The organism is Pseudomonas sp. DR48, assembly GCF_019823085.1.
Lineage (GTDB): Bacteria > Pseudomonadota > Gammaproteobacteria > Pseudomonadales > Pseudomonadaceae > Aquipseudomonas.
On record NZ_CP081946.1, the window covers coordinates 4,784,895 to 4,804,926 of the forward strand.

Sequence of the window (20,032 nt, forward strand, 5' to 3'; positions counted from 1 at the left end):
TAGGAGCTGTCGAGAGAAACGAGGCTGCGATCTTTTGATCTTGTTTTTAAAAATCAAAATCAAAAGATCGCAGCCTCGTTTCTCTCGACAGCTCCTACACGGGTAGTTCCGGGGGTTATTGCGCCGGCGGGTTGGGCAGGATCACTTCGAAGTTGGGGGAGAAGGTGTCCATCAATCCGAGCAGACCGCCGAAGGCCTGGGCGTTGCCCTCGATCTTCAGTTGCCCGTTCTGGATCGCCTGCTGCGGTGTCAGTTGCTGGGTCATGATCGCGTTCAGGGTGTCGCGGCTCAGGGTGAGCGTGGCATCCGGGTTCGGCGCACTGCGTTCGGCGGAGTAGGTCAGTGCCGAGTTCTCGAGGTTGAGCAGGTAACGCTTGCCGCTGTCGCTGAAATTCCAGTTCATCACGATGTGCTTGCCCTCGGCTTTCGGCCCGTTGAGGCGTACCCCGAGCAGGTCGAAAATGTTCTCGATGGACAGCGCGCGGATGGTGTCTGGGCTGGCGGTGCGCAGCGGTGACGGGACTTTCTTGCCGCCACTGCGCAGCTCCATGGCGCCGGTCAGGTAGCTGTTACGTTCAACCGCCGACTCTGCCTGATAGCCCAGTTGCTCCAACGCATCGGCAAACAAATCCAGTGCGGGTTGATTGGTCGGTTCAGCATCGACCAAGTGACTCATGGCCTGTGACACCCAGCGGTATTCACCGGCCTTGTAATCCGTGCGAGCGCGAGCGAGCAGCGCGTCGGCACCGCCCGCGTAGTCGACGAACTTGCGCCCGTAATCGGCGTTGCTCAAGGCATCCATATTGGCCGGGTTGGCGTCATACCAGCCCATGTATTGCTGATAAACCGCCTTGGCGTTGCGCTGCACCGAACCGTAATAGCCCCGTGTGAACCATTCGGTGGCGAGGCTCGACGGTACGTTCTGGCGCATGAACTCGGCGATTTCCACCGGCTTGTAGCCCTTGTTCACCAGACGCAATGACTGGTCGTGCATCCATTTATAGAGATCACGCTGCTTGCTCAGGTAATTGTTCACCTGCTCTTTACCGAACACCGGCCAGGTGTGCTGGCCGACCAGAATGTCAGTGTCTGCACCAAAGCGCTGCAAGGCCTCGTTGAGGTATTTCGCCCAGGACTGGCTGTCGCGGATTTCCGCGCCGCGCAGGGTCAGCAATTGATGCTGCGTTTGCAACGCCAGTTCACCGGTGTCCAGCACCTTGTGCTGCGGGAAGTAATGCACCATTTCGGCCGGCGCTTCGGTACCCGGCGTGAGCATGTTGATGATCTCAACGCCGTCTATTTCAATCTTCTCGATCGGCTGGCTGATCTCGCGAGTCGGCGGGATCAGCGTGATGGTGCCGTTGGGCAGCGCCTTCGCGCCGCCGAGGTCCAGCTGGCCGCGGTCGCCACGGGGCAGCGTGGTACCGAACTGATATTCGCTGCGTCGGCTCATGGCGTTGCCGGCCATGACGTTTTCGGCGATGGCGTGCTCCATGAAGCCCACCGGCGCAATGATTTGCACCTTGCCGGCCTTGACGTCGGCCTCGTCGACGATGCCTTTGACGCCGCCATAGTGGTCGACGTGGCTGTGGTTGTAGATCACCGCCAACACCGGTTTTTTCGGCCGATGTGCATAGTAGAGATTCAACGCGTTGCGCGAGGTTTCGGCTGTCATCAGCGGATCGATGATGATCAGGCCGGTCTTGCCCTCGATGATGGTCATGTTGGCGATATCAAACCCGCGCACTTGATAGAAACCGTCGGTGACTTTGTACAGACCATTAGCCATCGACTTGCGCGCTTGCAGCCACAGGCTCGGATTCACCGTCTGCGGTCCCGTTGCCGGCTTGAGAAATTCATAGCCCTTGAGGCTGTAGATCACCTTGCCATCGGCGGTCAGCGTTTCGGCGTCCGGGAGGCTGGCAATGAAGCCACGATTGATGTCGTCTTCACTGCGCCCATTCATGCCTTGCAGCTTCTGAGCGGTCACGGCATTGGCCGCCACGGTGGCGGGCTCGGCCGATTTAGGTTCGACAAGGGCCAGGGCGGACTGGCTGATCAGACTCGCCAGCAGCGTCGGTAACAGCAGAACAGGAAGGGTCTTTTTCATGGGCTCTGTTTTCAGGTCAGGGATATTGGTCGGCGCAGGGCTGACCGCTCGACGACTGTTCTACAGCCGATGTTCAGACCCGGCTGGTCAATACCGCCCGTTCACCAGTCCATCCAAAGTGCCCACGGCACTTTCTCGCGCTCACATTGCGCTGACCGATGATTTGGCCCAATTGACCGGCGAGCTCATCACCGCTCGCGATACAACAGCCTCGACCTATCCGGTCTGCGTTCCCTAGAGCAGAACGCACGCACGGATCCGGCATTTTCTTGAATGACTTTTCGTGAAACCACAGAGAAGGCGAGCACGCTAGATGAATAACAACAATAAGATCTGCCACCCAAATCTGCGACGCGGGCTTCTGGCCTCGGCGATTCTCGCCGGGCTGGGTATGTCACCTGCGCAGGCGTTCGAGTTCGATACGGGGAATGAGGACCTGTCGGTACGTTTCGACAATACCCTGAAATTCAACTACGCCCAGCGGGTCGAAGCGCCGAACAGCAAGCTGGCCAACGCGTGGAACAACAACGACGGCGATCGCAACTTTTCGTCTGGCAGTCCGGTTTCCCAGCGCCTCGACGTCCTCTCGGAGCTGGACGTGGTGTACAAAAAACAGATGGGTTTTCGGGTCAGTGCCAATAGCTGGTATGACCATGCCTATGACGACATCGGCAGCTTCAACCCGTCGACCAATCAGATGAACAGCGGCAAGCCCGATTCCCATCACCTGAGCGGCTATGCCGAGCGTTACAACAACGGCCCGTCGGCGGAGATCCTCGACGCCTTTGTGTTCGGCAGTACCGAGATCGGCGATGAGTCGCTGCTGAGCGGCAAGGCCGGCAAGCACACCCTGTATTGGGGGGAAAGCGTCTTGGCTTTCGCCCACGGCAACAGTTATGGCCAATCGGGCCTGGATTTGTCCAAGGCACTGGCGGTGCCAGGTACTGAAGCCAAAGAACTGTTCATCCCGCGTAACCAGTTGTCCACCAGTTTCACCGTTAACCAGCAATTGACCCTGGCCGCGCAATACTTCCTTGACTGGGACGCCGCGCGGTTGCCGGAGTCGGGCACGTACCTGGGCTTCAACGACGGTATCCAGAATGGCGGTCACAACCTGTCGCTGATCGGCGGTGCCAACCCGCTTTACGGAACCCCGGGACCGGTCGGCGCGAACCAGTTCCTGCGCCTGAGCAATGGTCACACCTTCACGCCGAGCAAGAGCGGCGACTTCGGTCTGATGGCCAAGTGGAGCCCAGCGTGGCTGGACGGAACGATGGGTTTCTACTACCGCAAAACCTCCGACATCCTGCCCAATCTGGTGTTGCAACCGACCGCCATTGGTGTGCCTCAGTTGATCTCTGGCAATGCCGGCAGCTACAACCAGTTCTATGTGGATGACATCGACATCTACGGCATCAGCCTGTCCAAAAACATTGAAGGCGTGAGCGTCGGTTTCGACCTCAACTATCGCCACAACATGCCCTTGTCCAGCGTCCCGGCCACCGTCAATCCGACGTTGGGCGCCGCAGAGCGTCCCGGTTTCATCAGCAGCTTCGATGGCGAGAACGGCGTGGCACGCGGCAACACTGTGCACGCGGTGTTGAACGGCCTGACGACCTTTGGCGATACCCCGCTCTGGGATTCCTCCACGTTGCTGGTTGAACTGGGCTATAGCCGCTGGCTGGACGTGACCGAGAACAAGCAACTGTTCAAGGGCGAGGACTGGTACCACGGCGTGGACAAGGTTTCCAAGGACAACTACATCATCGGCATGAACTTCAACCCGACCTGGTACCAGGTGTTCCCGGGCATCGATATGTTCATGCCGGTCAGCTACAACGTCGGCCTCGCAGGCCAGTCCGCCGTGCAACTGGGCGGCAACAAAGGCACCGGCAGCTATTCGGTCGGCGTTGGCATGGACGTGCGCAGCCAGTACCGCTTCGACCTCAAGTACGTCGATAACTTTGGCGACTTCGACACCTGCGGTTCTGCCGGCAACGCCAGTACGCCAGGCGATGGCGCGGCGCCGGGGGCCAACGGTCAATACAACTGCGTTCCCGGCCAGGCCACCGCGTTTGCCGGCACCGTGGCCCAGCTCAAGGATCGCGGCATGGTCACTTTCACTTTCAAAACCACCCTCTGATCTTCGAGCTGTGCGTTAAACAGGAGACACCCATGAACTTCATCAAATCCGTATTGGCCAGCGCCTTGGCACTGACCGTCGCAGGTTCCGCTCATGCGGCGGTCAGCGCCGACCAGGCGGCGAAACTCGGTAACAGCCTGACCCCGGTCGGCGCCGATAAAGCAGCCAACGCCGATGGCAGCATACCCGCGTACACCGGTGGCCTGACGGCGATTCCGACCGACTTCAAAACCGGCGACTCGTTTCGCCCGGACCCGTTCGCGGGTGAAAAACCGCGTTTGGTGATCACCGCCCAGAACCTCGCCGGGGAAAAAGACAAACTGACCGCGACGACCCAGGCGTTGCTCAGCCGTTATCCGTCCTATCGTCTTGATGTTTACCCGACTCACCGTAGCGTTGCACTGCCCAAGTCGGTATTGGATAACACCGCGAAAAACGCGGTGACCGCCAAGACCACCGACGGCGGCTTGAGCCTGGAAAACGTCTTGCCAGGTGTGCCGTTCCCGATTCCGGCCGACGGCAACGAAGCGATGTGGAACCACTTGCTGCGTTATCAAGGCGTGGCGATGACCAACAAGTACGACTCCTGGAACGTTGACGCCTCTGGCGCGGCGTCCCTGAGCTCAACCGGTAACTTCTTCATCGAATACCCGCTGTACGCGCCGGCACGGCCGGTCGGTCCGGTGTCGGCCGATGAAGTGTTCTACAAAATCAAACTGGCGTATTCCGGTCCGGCGCGTCGTGCCGGTGAAGCGCTGTTGCTGATGGATTCGGTCAACCCGCTGACGCAGCCGCGTCGCGCCTGGCAGTACCTGCCGGGACAGCGTCGGGTGAAGCTGGCGCCTGACCTGGCTTACGACACGCCAAACCCGGGCACCGTCGGGGCCGCGACTTACGACGATGCCTTCCTGTTCAACGGCGCGATGGACCGTTACGACTTCAAACTGGTCGGCAAGAAAGAACTCTATGTGCCGTACAACACCTACAAGCTGAGCTATCACAAGGACGCGGCCGACGTGATGAAGGCCAACCACGTCAATCCCGATCTGCTGCGTTGGGAGCTGCACCGGGTGTGGGTGGTGGAAGCCACGCTCAAACCGGGCAAGCGCCACATCTACAGCAAGCGCACGTTCTATCTCGACGAAGACAGCTGGATCGCCTTGGCTTCCGACGAGTATGACGCTCGCGGCCAGCTTTATCGTGGCGGCTTCTCGCACCTGACGTACAGCTACGACGTGCAAGCCCCGGACACCATCAACCATATGCTCTATGACCTGGTGTCCGGCGCCTACAACGTGAACGGTTTCTACGGTCCGTACGGCGGCCTTAAGTACATCGACCCGCTGTCCAAGGCGCAATGGTCGGCTGAATCGCTGGCCGGCACCGGCATCCGTTAACCCCCACAAATCCCGTGTACGGACTGTAGGAGCTGTCGAGTGCGACGAGGCTGCGATCTTTTGATGTTGTTTTTGAAGACCAAGATCAAAAGATCGCAGCCTCGTTGCACTCGACAGCTCCTACAGCTCCTACAGGGCGTGGTGTGCACCGAGATAATAATAATGACGATGATCAAGTGGTTTTTGCTTGCCGCGCTGTCAGCTGCGATAGCCGTGCCCTTTACCCGGCCGGTGATTGCTGGCGAGTTTGCCGATGTGCTCGATACGCCGGCACTGAAAAGCGATCTGGCCGTTCAATCGACGCTGACCGGGTTGACCCTGGCCGGCGAGCGACTGGTTGCGGTGGGCCAGCGCGGGCACATTCTCTACTCCGATGACGCCGGTCAGCACTGGCAGCAGGCGCAGGTGCCGGTCAGTTCCGACCTGGTCGCCGTGCACTTTCCGAGCCCGAGCCAAGGCTGGGCGGTGGGACACGATGGCGTGGTCTTGCACAGCAGCGACGCCGGCCAGACCTGGAGTCGCCAGCTGGACGGGCGCCAAATCGGCCCGATCATGCTCGACTACTACCAACAGCAACTTGCCGGCCAACCGGATAACGCCGACTTGCAAGCGCGAGTCAGCGATGCCCAGCGCATGGTCGAGGAGGGCGCCGATAAACCCTTCCTCGATGTCTGGTTCGAAAGCGATCAGGTCGGCTACATCATTGGCGCATTCAACCTGATTTTTCGCACCGACGATGGCGGGTCTCACTGGACGCCACTACTGGAACGCACCGACAACCCGAGCGCACTCAACCTCTACGCGCTGCGGCCCGTGGGTGGCGACCTGTTTATCGTCGGTGAGCAAGGCCTGGTCATGAAGCTGGATCGCGCCAGCGGTCGATTCAATGCCACGCCGACGGCCTACAATGGCAGCTTTTTCGGCATCACCGGCAAACCGGGTGCCACGCTGGTGTTCGGTCTGCGCGGTAACGTTTTCCGCAGCATTGACAGCGGGGCGAGCTGGACCAGGATCGATCTTGACCTGCCCTTGAGCATCACGGCCAGCAGTATCACTGCCGACGGCCGGATCGTACTGGTCAGCCAGGCCGGCCATGTGCTGGTCAGCGTTGATGACGGTGCAAGCTTTCAAATCCAGCCACACAGCGCTTTGGCACCCGTGGCCGCTGCGCAGGTGGCTGTCGGTGGCGCGCTGGTGCTCGCAGGCACTCGTGGCCTGCGCCAGTTGCCTCTCGAATAAGCCCGGCATTACAAAGAGAACACCATGATGGGTCACTACGAACTCGAAACAATGCCGGTCATCCGCGAGCTCAAGGGCTTCGATGCGCGTTCTGGTAACACGCTGGAACGACTGATTTTCAACAATCGCCTCGCGGTGGTGCTGGCCTGCCTGTTGGTGACGGTGGCGCTGAGCTTTTTCGCCACGACCCGGCTGACGCTCAATGCCAGCTTCGAAAAGATGATCCCGCAGAGCCAGCCCTTCATCAAAAACTACCTGGAAAACCGTCAGGCCCTGCGCGGCCTCGGCAACGCGGTACGGGTGGTGGTGGAAAGCAGTAATGGCGACATTTTCGATCCGCACTATCTCGACGCCTTGAAGGAAATCAACGACGAACTGTTCGTGACGCCGGGTGTTGATCGCGCGTGGATGAAGTCGCTGTGGACGCCTGCAGTGCGCTGGACCGAAGTCACCGAGCAAGGCTTCCAGGGCGGGCCGGTGATGCCTGATTCCTATGACGGCTCGGCCCAGAGCGTGCAGCAGCTGCGGCAGAATATCGCTCGTTCGGGCATCGTCGGCAGCTTGATCGGCAACAACTTCAAGTCGAGCATGATCTTCGTGCCGCTACTGGAGAAGGATCCCGTCACGGGGCAGGGCATCGACTATCAACAGTTCTCCCGGACGCTGGAAGAAAAGCTGCGTAACCAGTACGAGTTCAAGGGCAGCGTTCGCGTTGCGGGTGAGGAGGGCAACGGTCCGATCAAGGTACGCGTCATCGGTTTCGCCAAGCTGGTGGGCGACCTGATCGATGGCCTGATGCAGGTGATGCTGTATTTCGGCGTTGCGGCGCTGATCGCCACGGCGATCATCTTCTACTTCACCCGTTGTGTGCGCAGCACGGCACTTGTGATCCTTTGTTCTGTGATCGCGGTCGTCTGGCAACTGGGGCTGGTCGCCCTGTTTGGTTTTGCGCTGGATCCGTTCTCGATTCTGGTGCCGTTCCTGGTGTTCGCCATCGGCGTGTCCCACGGCGCGCAGAAGATGAACGGGATCATGCAGGACGTCGGGCGCGGCACTCATCAATTGGTCGCTGCGCGTTACACCTTTCGCCGCCTGTTCCTGGCGGGGCTGACCGCATTGCTGGCCGACGCCGTGGGTTTTGCGGTGTTGATGCTGATCGATATCCCGGTGATCCAGGACCTGGCAATCACCGCCAGCATCGGTGTTGCGGTGCTGATCTTCACCAACCTGGTGCTGCTGCCGGTGTTGCTGTCCTATTGGGGCGTGAGCCGCAAGGCGGCCGAGCGCAGCTTGCGCGCCGAAAACAAGGAACTGCGCGGTAAAGGTATGGGCGCGCTCTGGAGTTGCCTCGACAAGTTCACCGAGCGCCGCTGGGCCACCGTTGCCGTCGTCATTTCAGGGTTGTTGGCGGTGGGCGGGCTGGTTGTCAGCCATCACCTGAAAATCGGCGATCTCGACCCTGGTGCCCCGGAACTGCGCGCCGACTCCCGGTACAACCGCGATAACGCCTACATCACCGCCAACTATTCGCTGTCCAGCGATCAGTTCGCAATCATGCTCAAGACCCCCAGCGAAGGCTGCCTGAAATACGAAACTCTGGTGGAAGCCGATCGTCTGGGCTGGCTGTTGCAGCAGCAATCGGGGGTGCAAACCACGGTGTCGCTGGTCAATGCGGTGCGGCAGATCACCGCCGGTTCCTACGAAGGCAACCCGAAGTGGCTGACCATCGCCCGTAACCAGAACGTACTGAACTACGGCGCACAACAGGCGTCGGTCAGCAGCCCGGACCTGTTCAACAATGATTGCTCGATGATGCCGATCGTGGCCTACCTCTCGGATCACAAGGCCGAAACCCTCGACCGCGTGGTGCAAGTGGCCGAAACCTTCGCCCGTGAGCATAGCAACGGCGAGCGCCAGTTCATGCTCGCCGCCGGCAGCGCCGGGATTGAAGCCGCGACCAATATCGTCGTGCGCGATGCCAACCGTACGATGCTGCTGTATGTGTATGGCGCGGTGATTGTGTTGTGCTTCATCACTTTCCGCAGCTGGCGTGCGGTGGTGGTGGCGGTGGTGCCGTTGATGCTGACTTCAATCCTTTGCGAGGCATTGATGGTCTGGCTTGGGATGGGGGTGAAAGTCGCCACATTGCCGGTGATCGCCCTTGGCGTGGGGATTGGCGTGGATTACGCGTTGTACCTGCTGAGCGTGCAGTTGGCCCAGCAACGCGCCGGGTTATCGTTGACCGAGGCCTACCGTAATGCGGTGGCGTTCACTGGCAAAGTGGTCGCGTTGGTCGGGATTACCCTGGCTGCCGGTGTGATTACCTGGGCGTGGTCGCCGATCAAATTCCAGGCCGACATGGGCATTCTGCTGACGTTCATGTTCATCTGGAACATGGTCGGGGCACTGGTACTGATCCCGGCACTGTCGCACTTCCTGTTGCGTAAAGTGCGATAACCCAACGCGGTTTGTGTAGGAGCTGTCGAGTGAAACGAGGCTGCGATCTTTTGATCTTCGGCATTTTTGAAATTGCCAAAACAGGATCAAAAGATCGCAGCCTCGTTTCACTCGACAGCTCCTACACGGTTTGTGTTATGACACGGGGGCGCTACTTGCCGCCAATGGCCGCCAACAGCGGCGCCATCTGTGCATCGGTCAACGCCGCGTGAACCTCCATCTTCATGATGTCATTCCACTCCAGTACCCACTTCTGAACCTGTACCAGATCACTGGCCTCGGCGATGCCAAACCCACTCGAACCACCGACCGCGTGCCAGCGTCCGTGCATCTTGACGCCCTCAGGTGGAGCGCCTCCGGTCTTGAGGAAACGCTGGATGGCCGTGTTGCGATTTTCCGGACTGATGGACCAACTGACGATGAATAACATTTGCCACCTCCTGCTACGGATTGGCACCTGTTGAAGTACGCCATCTGGCTGGCGCCGGGACCACGATGGCGCGCCTGTTTGCAGCTTCATGTCCCATGTGAAGGCATAGCAGCGCGCAGCGGTGCGTGTACGACCGCTGATCTTTTAAGGGCATTTTCAACGATTGGACGACGTCGTGGCCGGCGCCTGTTTCACCAGCGAAACATCGGCAGTGGCTTGAGCGGGGAACGAAGAAATTGCCGCGCGGTTTGCCTGAGCAACATCCCGTGAAAGCCATGATTGGGGAACGTCGCCTTCACCGTTTTGATCCACGCCCGTGGCAGCCCGAACGTCAACAGGCCCAGGGACACATCAATCACATCGGCACGCCGGAAAGGCTCGACGCTGAGGGCATGCTCGGCGGCGTAGGCGCGTATTTTGTGGTGTTCCAGGATCAGTGCCGACACTTCGCTGCTCAAGTGCGACAGGTGTTGCCTGTCGAGATAGTCAGTGGCCTGGCGAACCGACGGTTCCAGATAATCGATGGTTTGATCGGTCCAGATCCCCAGGTCGTGAAACGCTCCCGCAATCTGCACGGCCTCGGTCGGCAGGCCTTCAATGCCGCAGATTGCGCGATAGAAGTTCAGCACGCGGTAGATGTGATTGCGATAGCCCGGCAGGTCAGCACCGATCGCCAGCGCGTAGGAGGTGAGTATTTCGTCGGTGACGGGGAATTCGATCAGGATATTCATGGGGGCGGACTTCACGCATCGCGCAACAGGTCGTTGGCGTTGAGGATCTCGAAGGCAATTTCCGGGCGCTTTTCCAGGCTGCGGCGAATGGCGGCCGGGATCGACTGGCGGGTCTTGCGGCACAGTCCTGGCAATTCGCCGAGGGTGATGCCGATGCCGCGCATGGTTCGCACTTCATTGAAGCTGGGGACGATCTCCACGCGAATCCCCAGTTGTTCGTACATGCGATGTTGCAAGCGCTCGAGGTCGGCCAGGCTTTGCAGGTTCTCCAGCCGTTCAAGCAGGCGCTTTTCTTCCTGACGCGTCAGAAACAGGATGCGCACATCCGCGCCCGGTGTTTCCAACAACGGGTCTCGCCCGCAGATGCAGGCGCCGGGCGGGCAGGGGGAGCGGATCGGAACAGAGGTCGTCATGGGCCCTAATCATAGAGCCCACCCAACCCGTTTGCCCATAGGTCAATCGTCAGTCGGAAATATCGTGATCGTTCCTGCGCGTTGATCGTTCCCACGCTCTGCGTGGGAATGCATCCCGTGACGCTCCGCGTCACCCTTGCGCAAGACTTGAGCCGGGTGTCGACAGCGGAACGCAGAGCGTCCCGGGCGGCATTCCCACGCGGAGCGTGGGAACGATCAACGGCAAGATCAACGGCATTGCGAGCAGGCTCACTCCCACCTAAAGCAGACTGGCGCACCGCGTTTCATGATCGTTCCCACGCTCTGCGTGGGAATGCATCCCGTGACGCTCCGCGTCGCCCTTGCGCAAGACTTGAGCCTGGCGTCGACAGCGGAACGCAGAGCGTCCCCGGCGGCATTCCCACGCGGAGCGTGGGAACGATCAACGGCAGCGCTTTCTTAAGTGAACAACATTAGTTCTGGGGCGGGATTTGTTTGTTCAGATACGGAAGGCCTGGCGGCCCACCAGCAACCAGTGGCCGCTCTTCTTCTGCCAGATCTGAAAGTTTTCGATTTCGGTCGGGACCAGTTCGGTGCCCTTGATCGCCTGGGCCGAGAAATGGTGGCGCACCAACGCGACGTCACCCGAGACGGTGATGGTCTGGTTTTGCATTTCGAGGGTTTTGAAGGCGCTTTTGCCGGTTTCGATGTCGTCGATGAAGGCTTGCTTGTCCTGGACCTTGCCGCTGGAGTGACCATAAGTCAGGTTCTCGGCGGTCAGCGCTTTCAATTGGGGAATATCCTTGTGCAGCATGGCTTGGGTCAGATGATCCACGGCGTCGGCAACGTCCTTCTCTCCCGGTGCAGGCGCTGCGGCTACGTAACCGCTGAAGAGGCAGAGAAAACCGATCAGCACTTTGACTTTTGTCATGGGTGTTTCCTTGTTGTTATTGGATGGATGACTCGTCGGTCATCGTACAACTTAGCGGAATTTTATTGAAGTAGTGGCAAAACGACTCGGCATGCCGTTCATGGGGATGAACGGCGTGCCAAGACGAAAGGGCGTGTGCATTTGGATTTCAGGCCAGCATCGACAGTAAGCTTCCTTGCCGGTCCAGTTTGGCCAGGTCGTCGAAACCGCCGACATGGGTGTCGCCGATGAAAATCTGCGGCACGCTGCGTCGACCGCTGCGGTCGAGCATCTCCTTGAATTTGCCAGGGTCCGATTGAACGTTGATTTCCTCGGTGGCGATGCCTTTGTTCGCCAGCAGCGCCTTGGCATTGCGGCAATACGGGCAAGTGTCAGTGGTGTAAAGCGTCACAGTGTTCATGGTGTGCACTCCTCAATGTGTAAGTGGCGATCAGGCGTCGATAGCCGGGAAATCGATGTCGGTCAGGGCCAGGTTGTTCAAGTAGTTGGTCAGGGTCTGCGAGGCGACGTGGGCGACCACCTCAATAATCTTGGCGTCGTCGATGCCGGCAGCGCGCGCCGCTTCAATCTGCTCGTTGCTCAAGTGGCCACGGCTCTCGGTGATTTGTTGTGCCAGCGCGGCAAAGGCATTGAGTTGACCCTCTCGGGCGCTGAGGATGTCCTGCGCGGACAGCCCGGCCTTGCCGGCGAACAACGTGTGCGCCGCCAGGCAGTAGTCGCAGCCGTTGACCTGTGAGGTGGCGAGAAACACCGCTTCCTTTTCAGTCGCACTCAGGGACGTCTTTCCCAGCGCCACCGACTGTTGCAGATAGGCCGACAGCACGGCGGGTGCGAGGGCCAGTGTCTTGAAGACATTGGGTAAAAAGCCGATTTTCTTTTGCACACCCTCCAGCAGCGGGCGAGTGGCTTCAGTGGCGTTTTCGAGGTTCAGGGCAGTGATGCGGCTCATGGTGATACTCCGTAGATTCAAGCGCGTTGTGCGCTGGGTACGGGGTCCATGCTAAGGGTCGAGACTGGCTTTTAGGGTGCAAATCGTCGAGGATATACGACAGATCGTCCAAATAAGTCGCCGGGAGTTGTTCCATGGATCGCTTATCCACCTTGCTTACGCATTTCGGCGTCAGTGCCGGAACCTTCCACAGCGGGCATTTCTGCGGGGCCGCGGCGTTTGACGGCGAACAGGTCACCGGGCACCTGCACCTGCTTCAAGCGGGGGAACTGACGCTCAGGCTGGCCGATGATCGCGAGGTTCGGCTCGACCAGCCGACACTGATTTTTTTCCCGCGCCCGTACCGTCATCGCTTGTTCGCCCATGACGCCTCGGGCACGCAACTGGTGTGCGCTTCGCTGGCCTTCGACGGCGGGTCGGGCAATGCCTTGGCGGCGGCGCTTCCGGATTACCTGGTGCTGGGCCTCGACAGCGTGCCGACGCTGGCCGGGACGCTGGACTGGCTGTTCAACGAAGCCTTTGGCGGCACCTGCGGTCGCGAAGCGATGATGGACCGGTTGTTCGAACTGCTGGTGATTCAGCTGCTGCGGCACATTCTGAGCAACCGCGAGCAAAGCCCCGGAATGATGGCTGGCCTGGCCGATCCGCGTCTGGCGCGCCCCATGAGCCTGATGCACGACACACCCGCCAAGGCCTGGACCGTGGCCGAATTGTCGGCGGCGGCGAACATGTCCCGGGCCAGTTTTGCCGAACATTTTCGGCTGGTGGTGGGGCAGACGCCGGTCGATTATCTGGTGAGCTGGCGCATCAGTCTGGCGCAGAAGCGCTTGCGTGAAGGCAAGTCCATTGCGCTGATTGCCGATGAAGTCGGCTATGAAAGCCCTTCGGCGCTGGCTCGGGCGTTTCGGCGTAAAACCGGTGTCAGTCCGCGCGAATGGGTGCAGGAAGGCAAACGTGCGCGCTGATCCGGCGGGCTGTTGGGCGTGAGATAGACTCATCAACGGGCATCGAACCGTGGGAGTGGCACCTGTGGCGCAATTCAAATGGACTCGCTGATCACCGCAGCAGCGCACGCACTCGCGGCGGGTGATCCGCTTGGCGCATTGAACCGCATTGCGTTGCGCGAGGACGCCCCGGCGCTGGCGCTGCGCGGTATTGCCATGGCGCAGCTGGGCGAGTTTGTTCGGGCCAAGGAGCTGGTCCGGCGTGCCGCCCGCGCCTTCGGTCCGAAAGAGCCGATGGCCCGCGCGCGGTGTGTGGTGGCCGAGGCCGAAATCGCCCTGGCTTCACGGGATCTGGGCTGGCCGGTGAAAGCGCTCGAAGCGGCACGAGTGACGCTGCAAGCCCATGGCGATTGGGTCAACGCCGCCCACGCGCGCTATCTGCAGATTCGCCGCTTGCTGTTGATCGGCCAATTGGATGAGGTGGAAGCGTTGCTCGCCGAGCTTGATCCGGCGCCATTACCGCCTGCATTGCGTGCCGCCCACGAGCTGGTGGTGGCAGGAATCGCGATGCGCCGGCTCGAGACGACGAAGGCCCGATCGGCGCTCGAAAGGGCCGAACGCGCCGCGCTCCTGGCTGGCATTCCTGCACTCACCGCCGAGGTCGAAAATGCTGTCCATCTGTTGAACAGCCCGGTGGCGCGACTGATTGCCCGTGATCAGGAACGACCCTTGTTGCTCGACGACGTTGAAGCACTGCTCGGATCAACGTCACTGGTGGTCGATGCGTGCCGTTACGTTGTGCGAGGCGCCGGGATGTCGGTGTCCCTCGCCACGCGCCCGGTGTTGTTCACCCTCGCACGGGCATTGGCCGAGGCCTGGCCCGGCGAGGTGGCGAGGGAAACACTCATCACCCAGGCCTTTCGCTTGAAGCTCTCGGACGAGTCGCATCGCGCACGGCTGCGGGTGGAAATCGGCCGGCTGCGCGCGGCGCTCAAGCCGCTGGCGGGTGTCACGGCGACGAAGCGCGGGTTCATGCTGCAACCACAGGTTGCCGACGACGTTGCGGTGCTGGCCAGACCGGTCGAAGAACCGCAAGCGGCGCTGCTGGCCTTTCTCGCCGACGGCGAGTCGTGGTCCAGCTCGGCGCTCGCCCTGGCGCTGAACACCAGCCAGCGCACCGTACAGCGCGCCCTCGATGCGCTGGCGGTGTCTGGCAAGGTGCAGTCGTTTGGTCGCGGGCGAACCCGGCGCTGGTTGACGCCGCCGATGCCGGGATTCGCGACGACTTTGTTACTCACCCCTTGGGCGCCGGGTGATTAGGATCCACCTCACCACCCCTGTGACGAGGAAGCAGACATGAAACACTCAGCAGCCGAAATCATCCGCGAATACGGCCCGTTTCCGGGCGTCGACCACGTGCATGGCGTGTCTTATGACGGCCACAACGTCTGGTTTGCCTCTGGAGAAAAACTCAACGCATTCGACCCGGCAAGCGGGCAGGCGCTGCGCTCGATTGATGTCGCCGCCCACGCTGGCACCGCGTTCGACGGCCAACATCTGTATCAGATCGCCGAGGATCGCATCCACAAGATCGACCCGCAGACCGGCCGCGTCCTTGCAACGATTCCGGCGCCGGGCGGCGGTGGCGACTCGGGACTGACGTGGGCGGAAGGGACGCTTTGGGTCGGCGAGTATCGCGACCGCAAGATTCATCAAATCGATCCCGCTACCGGCAAAGTGCTGCGCACGCTCGAATCCAACCGCTTTGTCACCGGCGTGACCTGGGTTGAAGGCGCGCTGTGGCACGGCACATGGGAAGAGGAGGAAAGTGAATTGCGGCGTATCGATCCGAAAACCGGCGAGGTGCTGGAAAGCGTGATGATGCCGCCAGGCGTCGGCGTGTCGGGACTGGAGTCCGATGGCGCGGAGCAGTTTTTCTGTGGCGGCGGCAAGAGCGGCAAGGTTAGGGCCGTGCGCCGGCCCGTCGCCTCTTAGAAGGTGAACTGACGCGAAGACCGAGGCGCGTTCCGGGCCAGTTCGATCTCCAGCAGGTGATCAGCCAGCACGTCGCTCAGAAACCGGAACTGATCGTTCAGCCCGACCACTTCGTTGTTGAAGTGGTTGGCGGCTGCCGGTATCAGCAGGGCCTCGAAGCCCTCGTCGAACACCAGTGACAGCGTTTTGCGAGAGACGGATGTTTGCGAATAGTAGTTGTTGCCGAATACCGGGAAACTCACGGCGAGATTGACGGAGTGAATCATGAGGTGCGCTCCTCGGCCAGGACAATGTATGAAAAAGCAGTCAGCGTAACGGCCGTCAGGGCCAGGCAGGTCAGCAGATGGATCAACATGGTTTTCCCCTCCGATGTGGGGTTTCGCCTTTGGATGGGTTGATCCTGCGCCAAGCGGTTTTTTAGCGGAAGGCAATCATCGCGATGGTGAATATCAATAAAGATGATGGTGTCTTCCAGGGCCCCATCGCGGGCAAGCCCGCTCCCACATTGGAACGCGGTTAACTGTGGGAGCGGGCTTGCTCGCGATGAGGCCCCCAAGGACAACAATCAATCCAAAGCGAACAAACCCTCACACCTATACTCAAAATAAATAGGCATTTGAGCGCCGGACATACCGTTCGGGGATCACTGTAGGAAACCGCGATCTTGAACCTGCGTTCGCTGATCGTCGCCGTGATGGTGGTGTTGGCGGGTTGCGCCACGTCTCCGCATGCCCCGGTGGTGGCGCCGGTTGTGGTGGTGTCCGAGAGCACTTGGCGCCAGGTGGATCGCGAAATTGTCGCTGCCTCCCAGTCCGCCACCGAGCAGACCAAAATCTACTCGCGTGGGGCCATGGAATACTGGCGAACCCGGGTTTATGAACTGACTGAAGAAAACTTCATTCCCTGGTTCAGCAGTTACTGGACCCAGGAATGGCTGTCGATGAAGGTCAGTTGGTACACCATCAGCGCCAAAGGTGAGCAGGATGCCTCGGCCAAGCGCCTGGCGGCCTATCTGCTGGAGCAATATCAGGAACGCGTGTTGGCACCGGTCGCCGTGGAGATCGATCCGGACGCGATTCTCGCCCAGGCCACGGCGTTCTACGTGGATATTCTTCAGGAAGAGCTGCAGAAAATTTCCAAGCGCCACGGCGTGCCGATGGAGCAGCTTAACGCCCGAATCCAGAAAATCCCCGCCATTGCCCTGGGACCGCCGCCGGCCCGGGATGCCTCGCTGTACCAGGTTGTGCACACGCAACCGCTGAATACGTTGCCGGCCTACGCGGCGCTCATCGACAAGATCCACAAGGCGGGTGGGGATAAAGGTGTCGCGTCGACCGACACGGCGATGGCGCCCGTGGCCAAGCGCGCCAGCCAGCGCATGGAAGCCGAAATGGCCCCGCGCGGTGCCGCCAGTGCAGTAGCGGCGGCGGCCGGCAAACTGGCGGGAGGATTGATTACCGTGGGGGTGGCGGGGATCCGGGCGATTATTCAGGCCAACGACCGGCCGGACAGCGAAGCGCTGATTCGCAGCAGCCTGGGCAACACGTTCGATAAGGCCTGGTTGAAGATGGTGCAGAACCCGAAGACCGGCGTGATGGCCGGCACGTTGTACATGGCGGGGCAGATTGAGGGCAGTCTGGCAGGCAGTGCCGATGTACCGTCGGTCAGCTCGGGCCCTGGGGCTGTCGAATGGAGTGCGCCGCAATCGACTAACCAGCAGATCGACCCTCAACCCCCCGCAGGAGAATGACCATGTCTTACGTCGATGGTTTTGTCGCGGCCGTACCGACCGCCAATCGTGAAAAATTCAAGAAACACGCGGAAACCGCCGCCGCGATTTTCAAGGAAAGCGGTGCGCTCAGCGTCACCGAGTGCTGGGGCGATGACGTGCCCGATGGCAAGCTCACCTCCTTCCCCATGGCGGTGAAACTCAAGGAGGATGAAACCGTGGTGTTTTCCTGGATCGTCTGGCCGGACAAGGCCACCCGCAATGCCGGCATGGACAAACTCATGAACGATCCGCGCATGCAGCCCGACACCAATCCGATGCCGTTCGATGGTCAGCGGTTGATCTTTGGTGGTTTCGAAATAATCGTCAAAGCCTGATGCTCACAGCGGGGTCATTCCGGCGTCGGGGTGATCCTGCAACTCTTGCGATTGCGGATTTCATTGTCCGTCGGTCGTTCCCTGACAAACTCGAAACGCGGCTCGCCTTCGCTGTAATGCACCAGCCAGCCCCATTCCAGCTCGGCTTCATCCTGGCCGGGTTTCGGTGGCACGGCCCACCATGGCTCTTTGCTGATGATCTGTCGCATGGCCCCCTCCAAAGATTCGGTTGCTTGAACTATAACTTGCCTGTCAGGAGGTGCCAGCTATGAGCGACGAATCCCATGAACCGCTGAAACGGCTGTTTTTCGCCTTGGATTGTGCGCCGGCCCAACGCAAGTCCATCGCCCAGTGGCGCAGCGCGCTGCAGCTTCGCAACGGTCGCCCGGTGCCAGCTGAAAACTTTCACCTGACGTTGATGTTCTTGGGCGCTGTCGAGGTGGCGCACATTGCCGAGATCTGTACGGCAGCTTCCAAGGTTCGTGTGCCCGGTGCGCCCTTAAAGGTGGCGCTGGATCGGCTGGATGTCTGGCGCAGGTCCGGGGTGTTGGTGCTGGCGCCGGAGCAGGCATCACCAGAGTTGCTGCGGCTGGTGTACGCCCTGGAACAGGCGATGTTGCCGTTTGGCTTCGAGGATTCGCCGAAGGAGTTTCGGCCGCACCTGACGTTGATGCGTGACTATCGGATGCCGGTGCCTGAGTCCGCGACGCCGCCCGAGTTTTTTATGCGGGCCGATCATTTCACGCTGTTCGAATCCCATAAGGGCCGGTATCGGGCACTGGCGCAATGGCCGCTCGCGCCCCCATAAAAAAGGCGCCCGAGGAGGGCGCCAAATTCACCTGAACCGAGAGGAAGCCAGGTGAGGCCGTTCTTGACAGGAGTGCAGCGGTGGTAAGGCGCTGCGTGAACGGGAAACGTTGTCACTGACCACTGACCACTGACCACTGACCGCTGATCGTTCCCACGCTCTGCGTGGGAATGCCTCCACGGACGCTCCGCGTTCGGCTTCGGAAGGGACGCGGAGCGTCCCGGGCTGCATTCCCACGCGGAGCGTGGGAACGATCAGATGGTCAGCAATCAGTGGATCAGTGGTGAATCACTTGCCGAGCTTCACCCGCGTCCAGCCTCGGGTCATTACTCGTTGAACACCAATCGGCATGTCTGGAATTGCATACAGCGTCGCCATCACTTCTTGCGACGGGTACGACCCCGGATCATCGCGAATCGCTTCATCCACCAATGGCGTCGCCGCCGCGTTGGCATTGCTGTAGCCAATGTTGTTGGTGATCTCGGCGATGATGTCCGGGCGCATCAGGAAATTCATGAACAGGTAGGCGTTCTCGACGTTCGCCGCATCCCGAGGGATGGCGACCATGTCGTAGAAACTGCCGGCCCCTTCCTTGGGAATGCTGTAGTCGATCTTCACCTTGTCGCCCGCTTCCTGGGCGCGGGCCTTGGCCTGCAGCACGTCGCCGGAGTAACCGACCGCGACGCAGATGTTGCCGTTGGCCAGGTCGGAGATGTATTTCGACGAATGGAAGTACGCCACCGACGGCCGGATCTTCATGAACAACGCTTCAGCTTCGGCGATCTGGCCTTTGTCCTGAGAGTTCACCGGATAGCCCAGATAGTGCAGGGCGGCCGGCAGCATCTCGGTCGGCGAGTCGAGGAAACTGATCCCGCAGGCTTTGAGCTTTTGCGCGTTTTCCGGTTTGAACAGCAAGTCCCAGGAGTTGGTCGGCGCGTTCGTGCCGAGCACTTCCTTGACCTTTTGCGGATTGAACCCAATGCCGATCGAGCCCCACATGTACGGGAAGGCGTGACCGTTATCCGGGTCGCTGGCGGAGGCGTTTTTCAACAGGACCGGGTTGAGGTTTTTCCAGTTCGGCAGCTTCGACTTGTCCAGCGTCTGATAGACGCCAGCCTTGATCTGCTTGGCCAGGAAACTGTTGGACGGCACCACGATGTCGTAGCCGGATTTGCCCGCGAGCAGGCGTGCCTCAAGGGTTTCGTTACTGTCGAACACATCGTAGGTCACGCGGATGCCGGTCTCGTCTTCGAATTTCTTGACGGTGTCCGGGGCGATGTAATCCGACCAGTTGTAGACGCGCAGTACCTTGTCATTGGCCTGGGCGCCCGTAGCCATTGCGCCCAATAAGGACAGTGTCAGCAGAGTCCTGCCAAACATTTTCATCGGTACAACTCCAT

General features: G+C 60.3%; 20 protein-coding genes. 10 read left to right on the forward strand and 10 right to left on the reverse strand.

Annotated elements, in window-relative coordinates; genetic code table 11:
* Nucleotides 1-115: 115 nt before the first annotated feature.
* The gene (locus K5K95_RS21720; RefSeq protein ID WP_222586041.1) at nt 116-2,110 is read right to left on the reverse strand and encodes an alkyl/aryl-sulfatase; all 1,995 of its coding nucleotides are present in this window, start codon (nt 2,108-2,110) and stop codon (nt 116-118) included.
* Between the two features lie 313 nt (nt 2,111-2,423).
* Between K5K95_RS21720 and K5K95_RS21725 the strand changes: the two genes are divergently transcribed.
* The 4 genes from K5K95_RS21725 (at nt 2,424) to K5K95_RS21740 (ending at nt 9,346) form a co-directional block, all read left to right on the forward strand.
* Nucleotides 2,424-4,253: a DUF1302 domain-containing protein gene (locus K5K95_RS21725; RefSeq protein WP_222586042.1), complete on the forward strand. Its 1,830-nt coding sequence runs from the start codon at nt 2,424-2,426 to the stop codon at nt 4,251-4,253.
* Nucleotides 4,254-4,285: 32 nt separating this feature from the next.
* The gene (locus tag K5K95_RS21730; RefSeq protein WP_222586043.1) at nt 4,286-5,650 is read left to right on the forward strand and encodes a DUF1329 domain-containing protein; all 1,365 of its coding nucleotides are present in this window, start codon (nt 4,286-4,288) and stop codon (nt 5,648-5,650) included.
* A gap of 162 nt (nt 5,651-5,812) precedes the next feature.
* Complete coding sequence (locus K5K95_RS21735; RefSeq protein ID WP_222586044.1) at nt 5,813-6,889, forward strand: WD40/YVTN/BNR-like repeat-containing protein; 1,077 nt, start codon at nt 5,813-5,815, stop codon at nt 6,887-6,889.
* Nucleotides 6,890-6,916: 27 nt separating this feature from the next.
* A complete protein-coding gene (locus K5K95_RS21740; protein WP_222590388.1) occupies nt 6,917-9,346 on the forward strand; it encodes an efflux RND transporter permease subunit in 2,430 nt (809 codons plus the stop codon).
* Between the two features lie 151 nt (nt 9,347-9,497).
* On the opposite strand, the gene K5K95_RS21745 is transcribed toward K5K95_RS21740, so the two are convergent.
* The 6 genes from K5K95_RS21745 to K5K95_RS21770 all read right to left on the reverse strand — a co-directional run bounded on the left by K5K95_RS21745 (nt 9,498) and on the right by K5K95_RS21770 (nt 12,779).
* Nucleotides 9,498-9,776, reverse strand: coding sequence for a DUF3303 domain-containing protein (locus K5K95_RS21745; RefSeq protein ID WP_222586045.1), 279 nt, complete (start codon nt 9,774-9,776; stop codon nt 9,498-9,500).
* A gap of 191 nt (nt 9,777-9,967) precedes the next feature.
* On the reverse strand, nt 9,968-10,507 hold the full coding sequence (locus tag K5K95_RS21750; RefSeq protein WP_222586046.1) for an HD domain-containing protein: 540 nt from the start codon (nt 10,505-10,507) through the stop codon (nt 9,968-9,970).
* Nucleotides 10,508-10,518: 11 nt separating this feature from the next.
* Nucleotides 10,519-10,920: a hypothetical protein gene (locus K5K95_RS21755; RefSeq protein ID WP_222586047.1), complete on the reverse strand. Its 402-nt coding sequence runs from the start codon at nt 10,918-10,920 to the stop codon at nt 10,519-10,521.
* Between the two features lie 478 nt (nt 10,921-11,398).
* Entirely contained in the window at nt 11,399-11,830 is a 432-nt protein-coding gene (locus K5K95_RS21760; RefSeq protein WP_222586048.1) for a nuclear transport factor 2 family protein, read from the reverse strand.
* A 148-nt stretch (nt 11,831-11,978) separates the two neighbouring features.
* The gene (gene grxC, locus K5K95_RS21765; protein WP_222586049.1) at nt 11,979-12,230 is read right to left on the reverse strand and encodes a glutaredoxin 3; all 252 of its coding nucleotides are present in this window, start codon (nt 12,228-12,230) and stop codon (nt 11,979-11,981) included.
* A 30-nt stretch (nt 12,231-12,260) separates the two neighbouring features.
* Complete coding sequence (locus K5K95_RS21770) at nt 12,261-12,779, reverse strand: carboxymuconolactone decarboxylase family protein (protein WP_222586050.1); 519 nt, start codon at nt 12,777-12,779, stop codon at nt 12,261-12,263.
* 134 nt (nt 12,780-12,913) lie between these two features.
* On the opposite strand from K5K95_RS21770, the gene K5K95_RS21775 reads away from it, so the two are divergent.
* From K5K95_RS21775 to K5K95_RS21785, 3 genes are all read left to right on the forward strand, one after another.
* Nucleotides 12,914-13,744 carry an AraC family transcriptional regulator gene (locus K5K95_RS21775; protein ID WP_222586051.1) on the forward strand — a complete coding sequence of 277 codons (831 nt, stop codon included), beginning with the start codon at nt 12,914-12,916 and terminating at the stop codon, nt 13,742-13,744.
* Between the two features lie 78 nt (nt 13,745-13,822).
* Nucleotides 13,823-15,043 carry a helix-turn-helix domain-containing protein gene (locus K5K95_RS21780; RefSeq protein ID WP_222586052.1) on the forward strand — a complete coding sequence of 407 codons (1,221 nt, stop codon included), beginning with the start codon at nt 13,823-13,825 and terminating at the stop codon, nt 15,041-15,043.
* A 36-nt stretch (nt 15,044-15,079) separates the two neighbouring features.
* A complete protein-coding gene (locus tag K5K95_RS21785) occupies nt 15,080-15,718 on the forward strand; it encodes a PQQ-binding-like beta-propeller repeat protein (protein ID WP_222586053.1) in 639 nt (212 codons plus the stop codon).
* On the opposite strand, the gene K5K95_RS21790 is transcribed toward K5K95_RS21785, so the two are convergent.
* Nucleotides 15,715-15,984 (reverse strand): hypothetical protein, encoded by a 270-nt coding sequence (locus K5K95_RS21790; protein WP_222586054.1) that lies wholly within the window; start codon nt 15,982-15,984, stop codon nt 15,715-15,717. The two genes, K5K95_RS21785 and K5K95_RS21790, sit on opposite strands and share 4 nt — an antisense overlap.
* Before the next feature lie 398 nt (nt 15,985-16,382).
* Here K5K95_RS21790 and K5K95_RS21795 point away from each other — a divergent pair, with 398 nt between their 5' ends.
* Together K5K95_RS21795 and K5K95_RS21800 are read left to right on the forward strand one after the other, a co-directional pair.
* Nucleotides 16,383-17,468 (forward strand): hypothetical protein, encoded by a 1,086-nt coding sequence (locus tag K5K95_RS21795; RefSeq protein ID WP_222586055.1) that lies wholly within the window; start codon nt 16,383-16,385, stop codon nt 17,466-17,468.
* Nucleotides 17,469-17,470: 2 nt separating this feature from the next.
* Nucleotides 17,471-17,824, forward strand: coding sequence for a DUF1428 domain-containing protein (locus tag K5K95_RS21800; protein WP_090182900.1), 354 nt, complete (start codon nt 17,471-17,473; stop codon nt 17,822-17,824).
* 14 nt (nt 17,825-17,838) lie between these two features.
* On the opposite strand, the gene K5K95_RS21805 is transcribed toward K5K95_RS21800, so the two are convergent.
* Nucleotides 17,839-18,033 (reverse strand): hypothetical protein, encoded by a 195-nt coding sequence (locus K5K95_RS21805; protein ID WP_222586056.1) that lies wholly within the window; start codon nt 18,031-18,033, stop codon nt 17,839-17,841.
* Nucleotides 18,034-18,092: 59 nt separating this feature from the next.
* Here K5K95_RS21805 and thpR point away from each other — a divergent pair, with 59 nt between their 5' ends.
* Nucleotides 18,093-18,632: an RNA 2',3'-cyclic phosphodiesterase gene (gene thpR, locus K5K95_RS21810; protein ID WP_222586057.1), complete on the forward strand. Its 540-nt coding sequence runs from the start codon at nt 18,093-18,095 to the stop codon at nt 18,630-18,632.
* A gap of 288 nt (nt 18,633-18,920) precedes the next feature.
* Here thpR and K5K95_RS21815 read toward each other — a convergent pair whose 3' ends face one another.
* Nucleotides 18,921-20,018: a polyamine ABC transporter substrate-binding protein gene (locus K5K95_RS21815; protein ID WP_208667836.1), complete on the reverse strand. Its 1,098-nt coding sequence runs from the start codon at nt 20,016-20,018 to the stop codon at nt 18,921-18,923.
* Nucleotides 20,019-20,032: the final 14 nt, after the last annotated feature.

What these genes read in the sequence shown, in the direction of transcription:
- K5K95_RS21720 (WP_222586041.1), bottom strand. Translation starts at nt 2,110, where the DNA reads ATGAAAAAGACCCTTCCTGTTCTGCTGTTACCGACGCTGCTGGCGAGT.
- K5K95_RS21725 (WP_222586042.1), top strand. Translation starts at nt 2,424, where the DNA reads ATGAATAACAACAATAAGATCTGCCACCCAAATCTGCGACGCGGGCTT.
- K5K95_RS21730 (WP_222586043.1), top strand. Translation starts at nt 4,286, where the DNA reads ATGAACTTCATCAAATCCGTATTGGCCAGCGCCTTGGCACTGACCGTC.
- K5K95_RS21735 (WP_222586044.1), top strand. Translation starts at nt 5,813, where the DNA reads ATGACGATGATCAAGTGGTTTTTGCTTGCCGCGCTGTCAGCTGCGATA.
- K5K95_RS21740 (WP_222590388.1), top strand. Translation starts at nt 6,917, where the DNA reads ATGGGTCACTACGAACTCGAAACAATGCCGGTCATCCGCGAGCTCAAG.
- K5K95_RS21745 (WP_222586045.1), bottom strand. Translation starts at nt 9,776, where the DNA reads ATGTTATTCATCGTCAGTTGGTCCATCAGTCCGGAAAATCGCAACACG.
- K5K95_RS21750 (WP_222586046.1), bottom strand. Translation starts at nt 10,507, where the DNA reads ATGAATATCCTGATCGAATTCCCCGTCACCGACGAAATACTCACCTCC.
- K5K95_RS21755 (WP_222586047.1), bottom strand. Translation starts at nt 10,920, where the DNA reads ATGACGACCTCTGTTCCGATCCGCTCCCCCTGCCCGCCCGGCGCCTGC.
- K5K95_RS21760 (WP_222586048.1), bottom strand. Translation starts at nt 11,830, where the DNA reads ATGACAAAAGTCAAAGTGCTGATCGGTTTTCTCTGCCTCTTCAGCGGT.
- grxC (WP_222586049.1), bottom strand. Translation starts at nt 12,230, where the DNA reads ATGAACACTGTGACGCTTTACACCACTGACACTTGCCCGTATTGCCGC.
- K5K95_RS21770 (WP_222586050.1), bottom strand. Translation starts at nt 12,779, where the DNA reads ATGAGCCGCATCACTGCCCTGAACCTCGAAAACGCCACTGAAGCCACT.
- K5K95_RS21775 (WP_222586051.1), top strand. Translation starts at nt 12,914, where the DNA reads ATGGATCGCTTATCCACCTTGCTTACGCATTTCGGCGTCAGTGCCGGA.
- K5K95_RS21780 (WP_222586052.1), top strand. Translation starts at nt 13,823, where the DNA reads ATGGACTCGCTGATCACCGCAGCAGCGCACGCACTCGCGGCGGGTGAT.
- K5K95_RS21785 (WP_222586053.1), top strand. Translation starts at nt 15,080, where the DNA reads ATGAAACACTCAGCAGCCGAAATCATCCGCGAATACGGCCCGTTTCCG.
- K5K95_RS21790 (WP_222586054.1), bottom strand. Translation starts at nt 15,984, where the DNA reads ATGATTCACTCCGTCAATCTCGCCGTGAGTTTCCCGGTATTCGGCAAC.
- K5K95_RS21800 (WP_090182900.1), top strand. Translation starts at nt 17,471, where the DNA reads ATGTCTTACGTCGATGGTTTTGTCGCGGCCGTACCGACCGCCAATCGT.
- K5K95_RS21805 (WP_222586056.1), bottom strand. Translation starts at nt 18,033, where the DNA reads ATGCGACAGATCATCAGCAAAGAGCCATGGTGGGCCGTGCCACCGAAA.
- thpR (WP_222586057.1), top strand. Translation starts at nt 18,093, where the DNA reads ATGAGCGACGAATCCCATGAACCGCTGAAACGGCTGTTTTTCGCCTTG.
- K5K95_RS21815 (WP_208667836.1), bottom strand. Translation starts at nt 20,018, where the DNA reads ATGAAAATGTTTGGCAGGACTCTGCTGACACTGTCCTTATTGGGCGCA.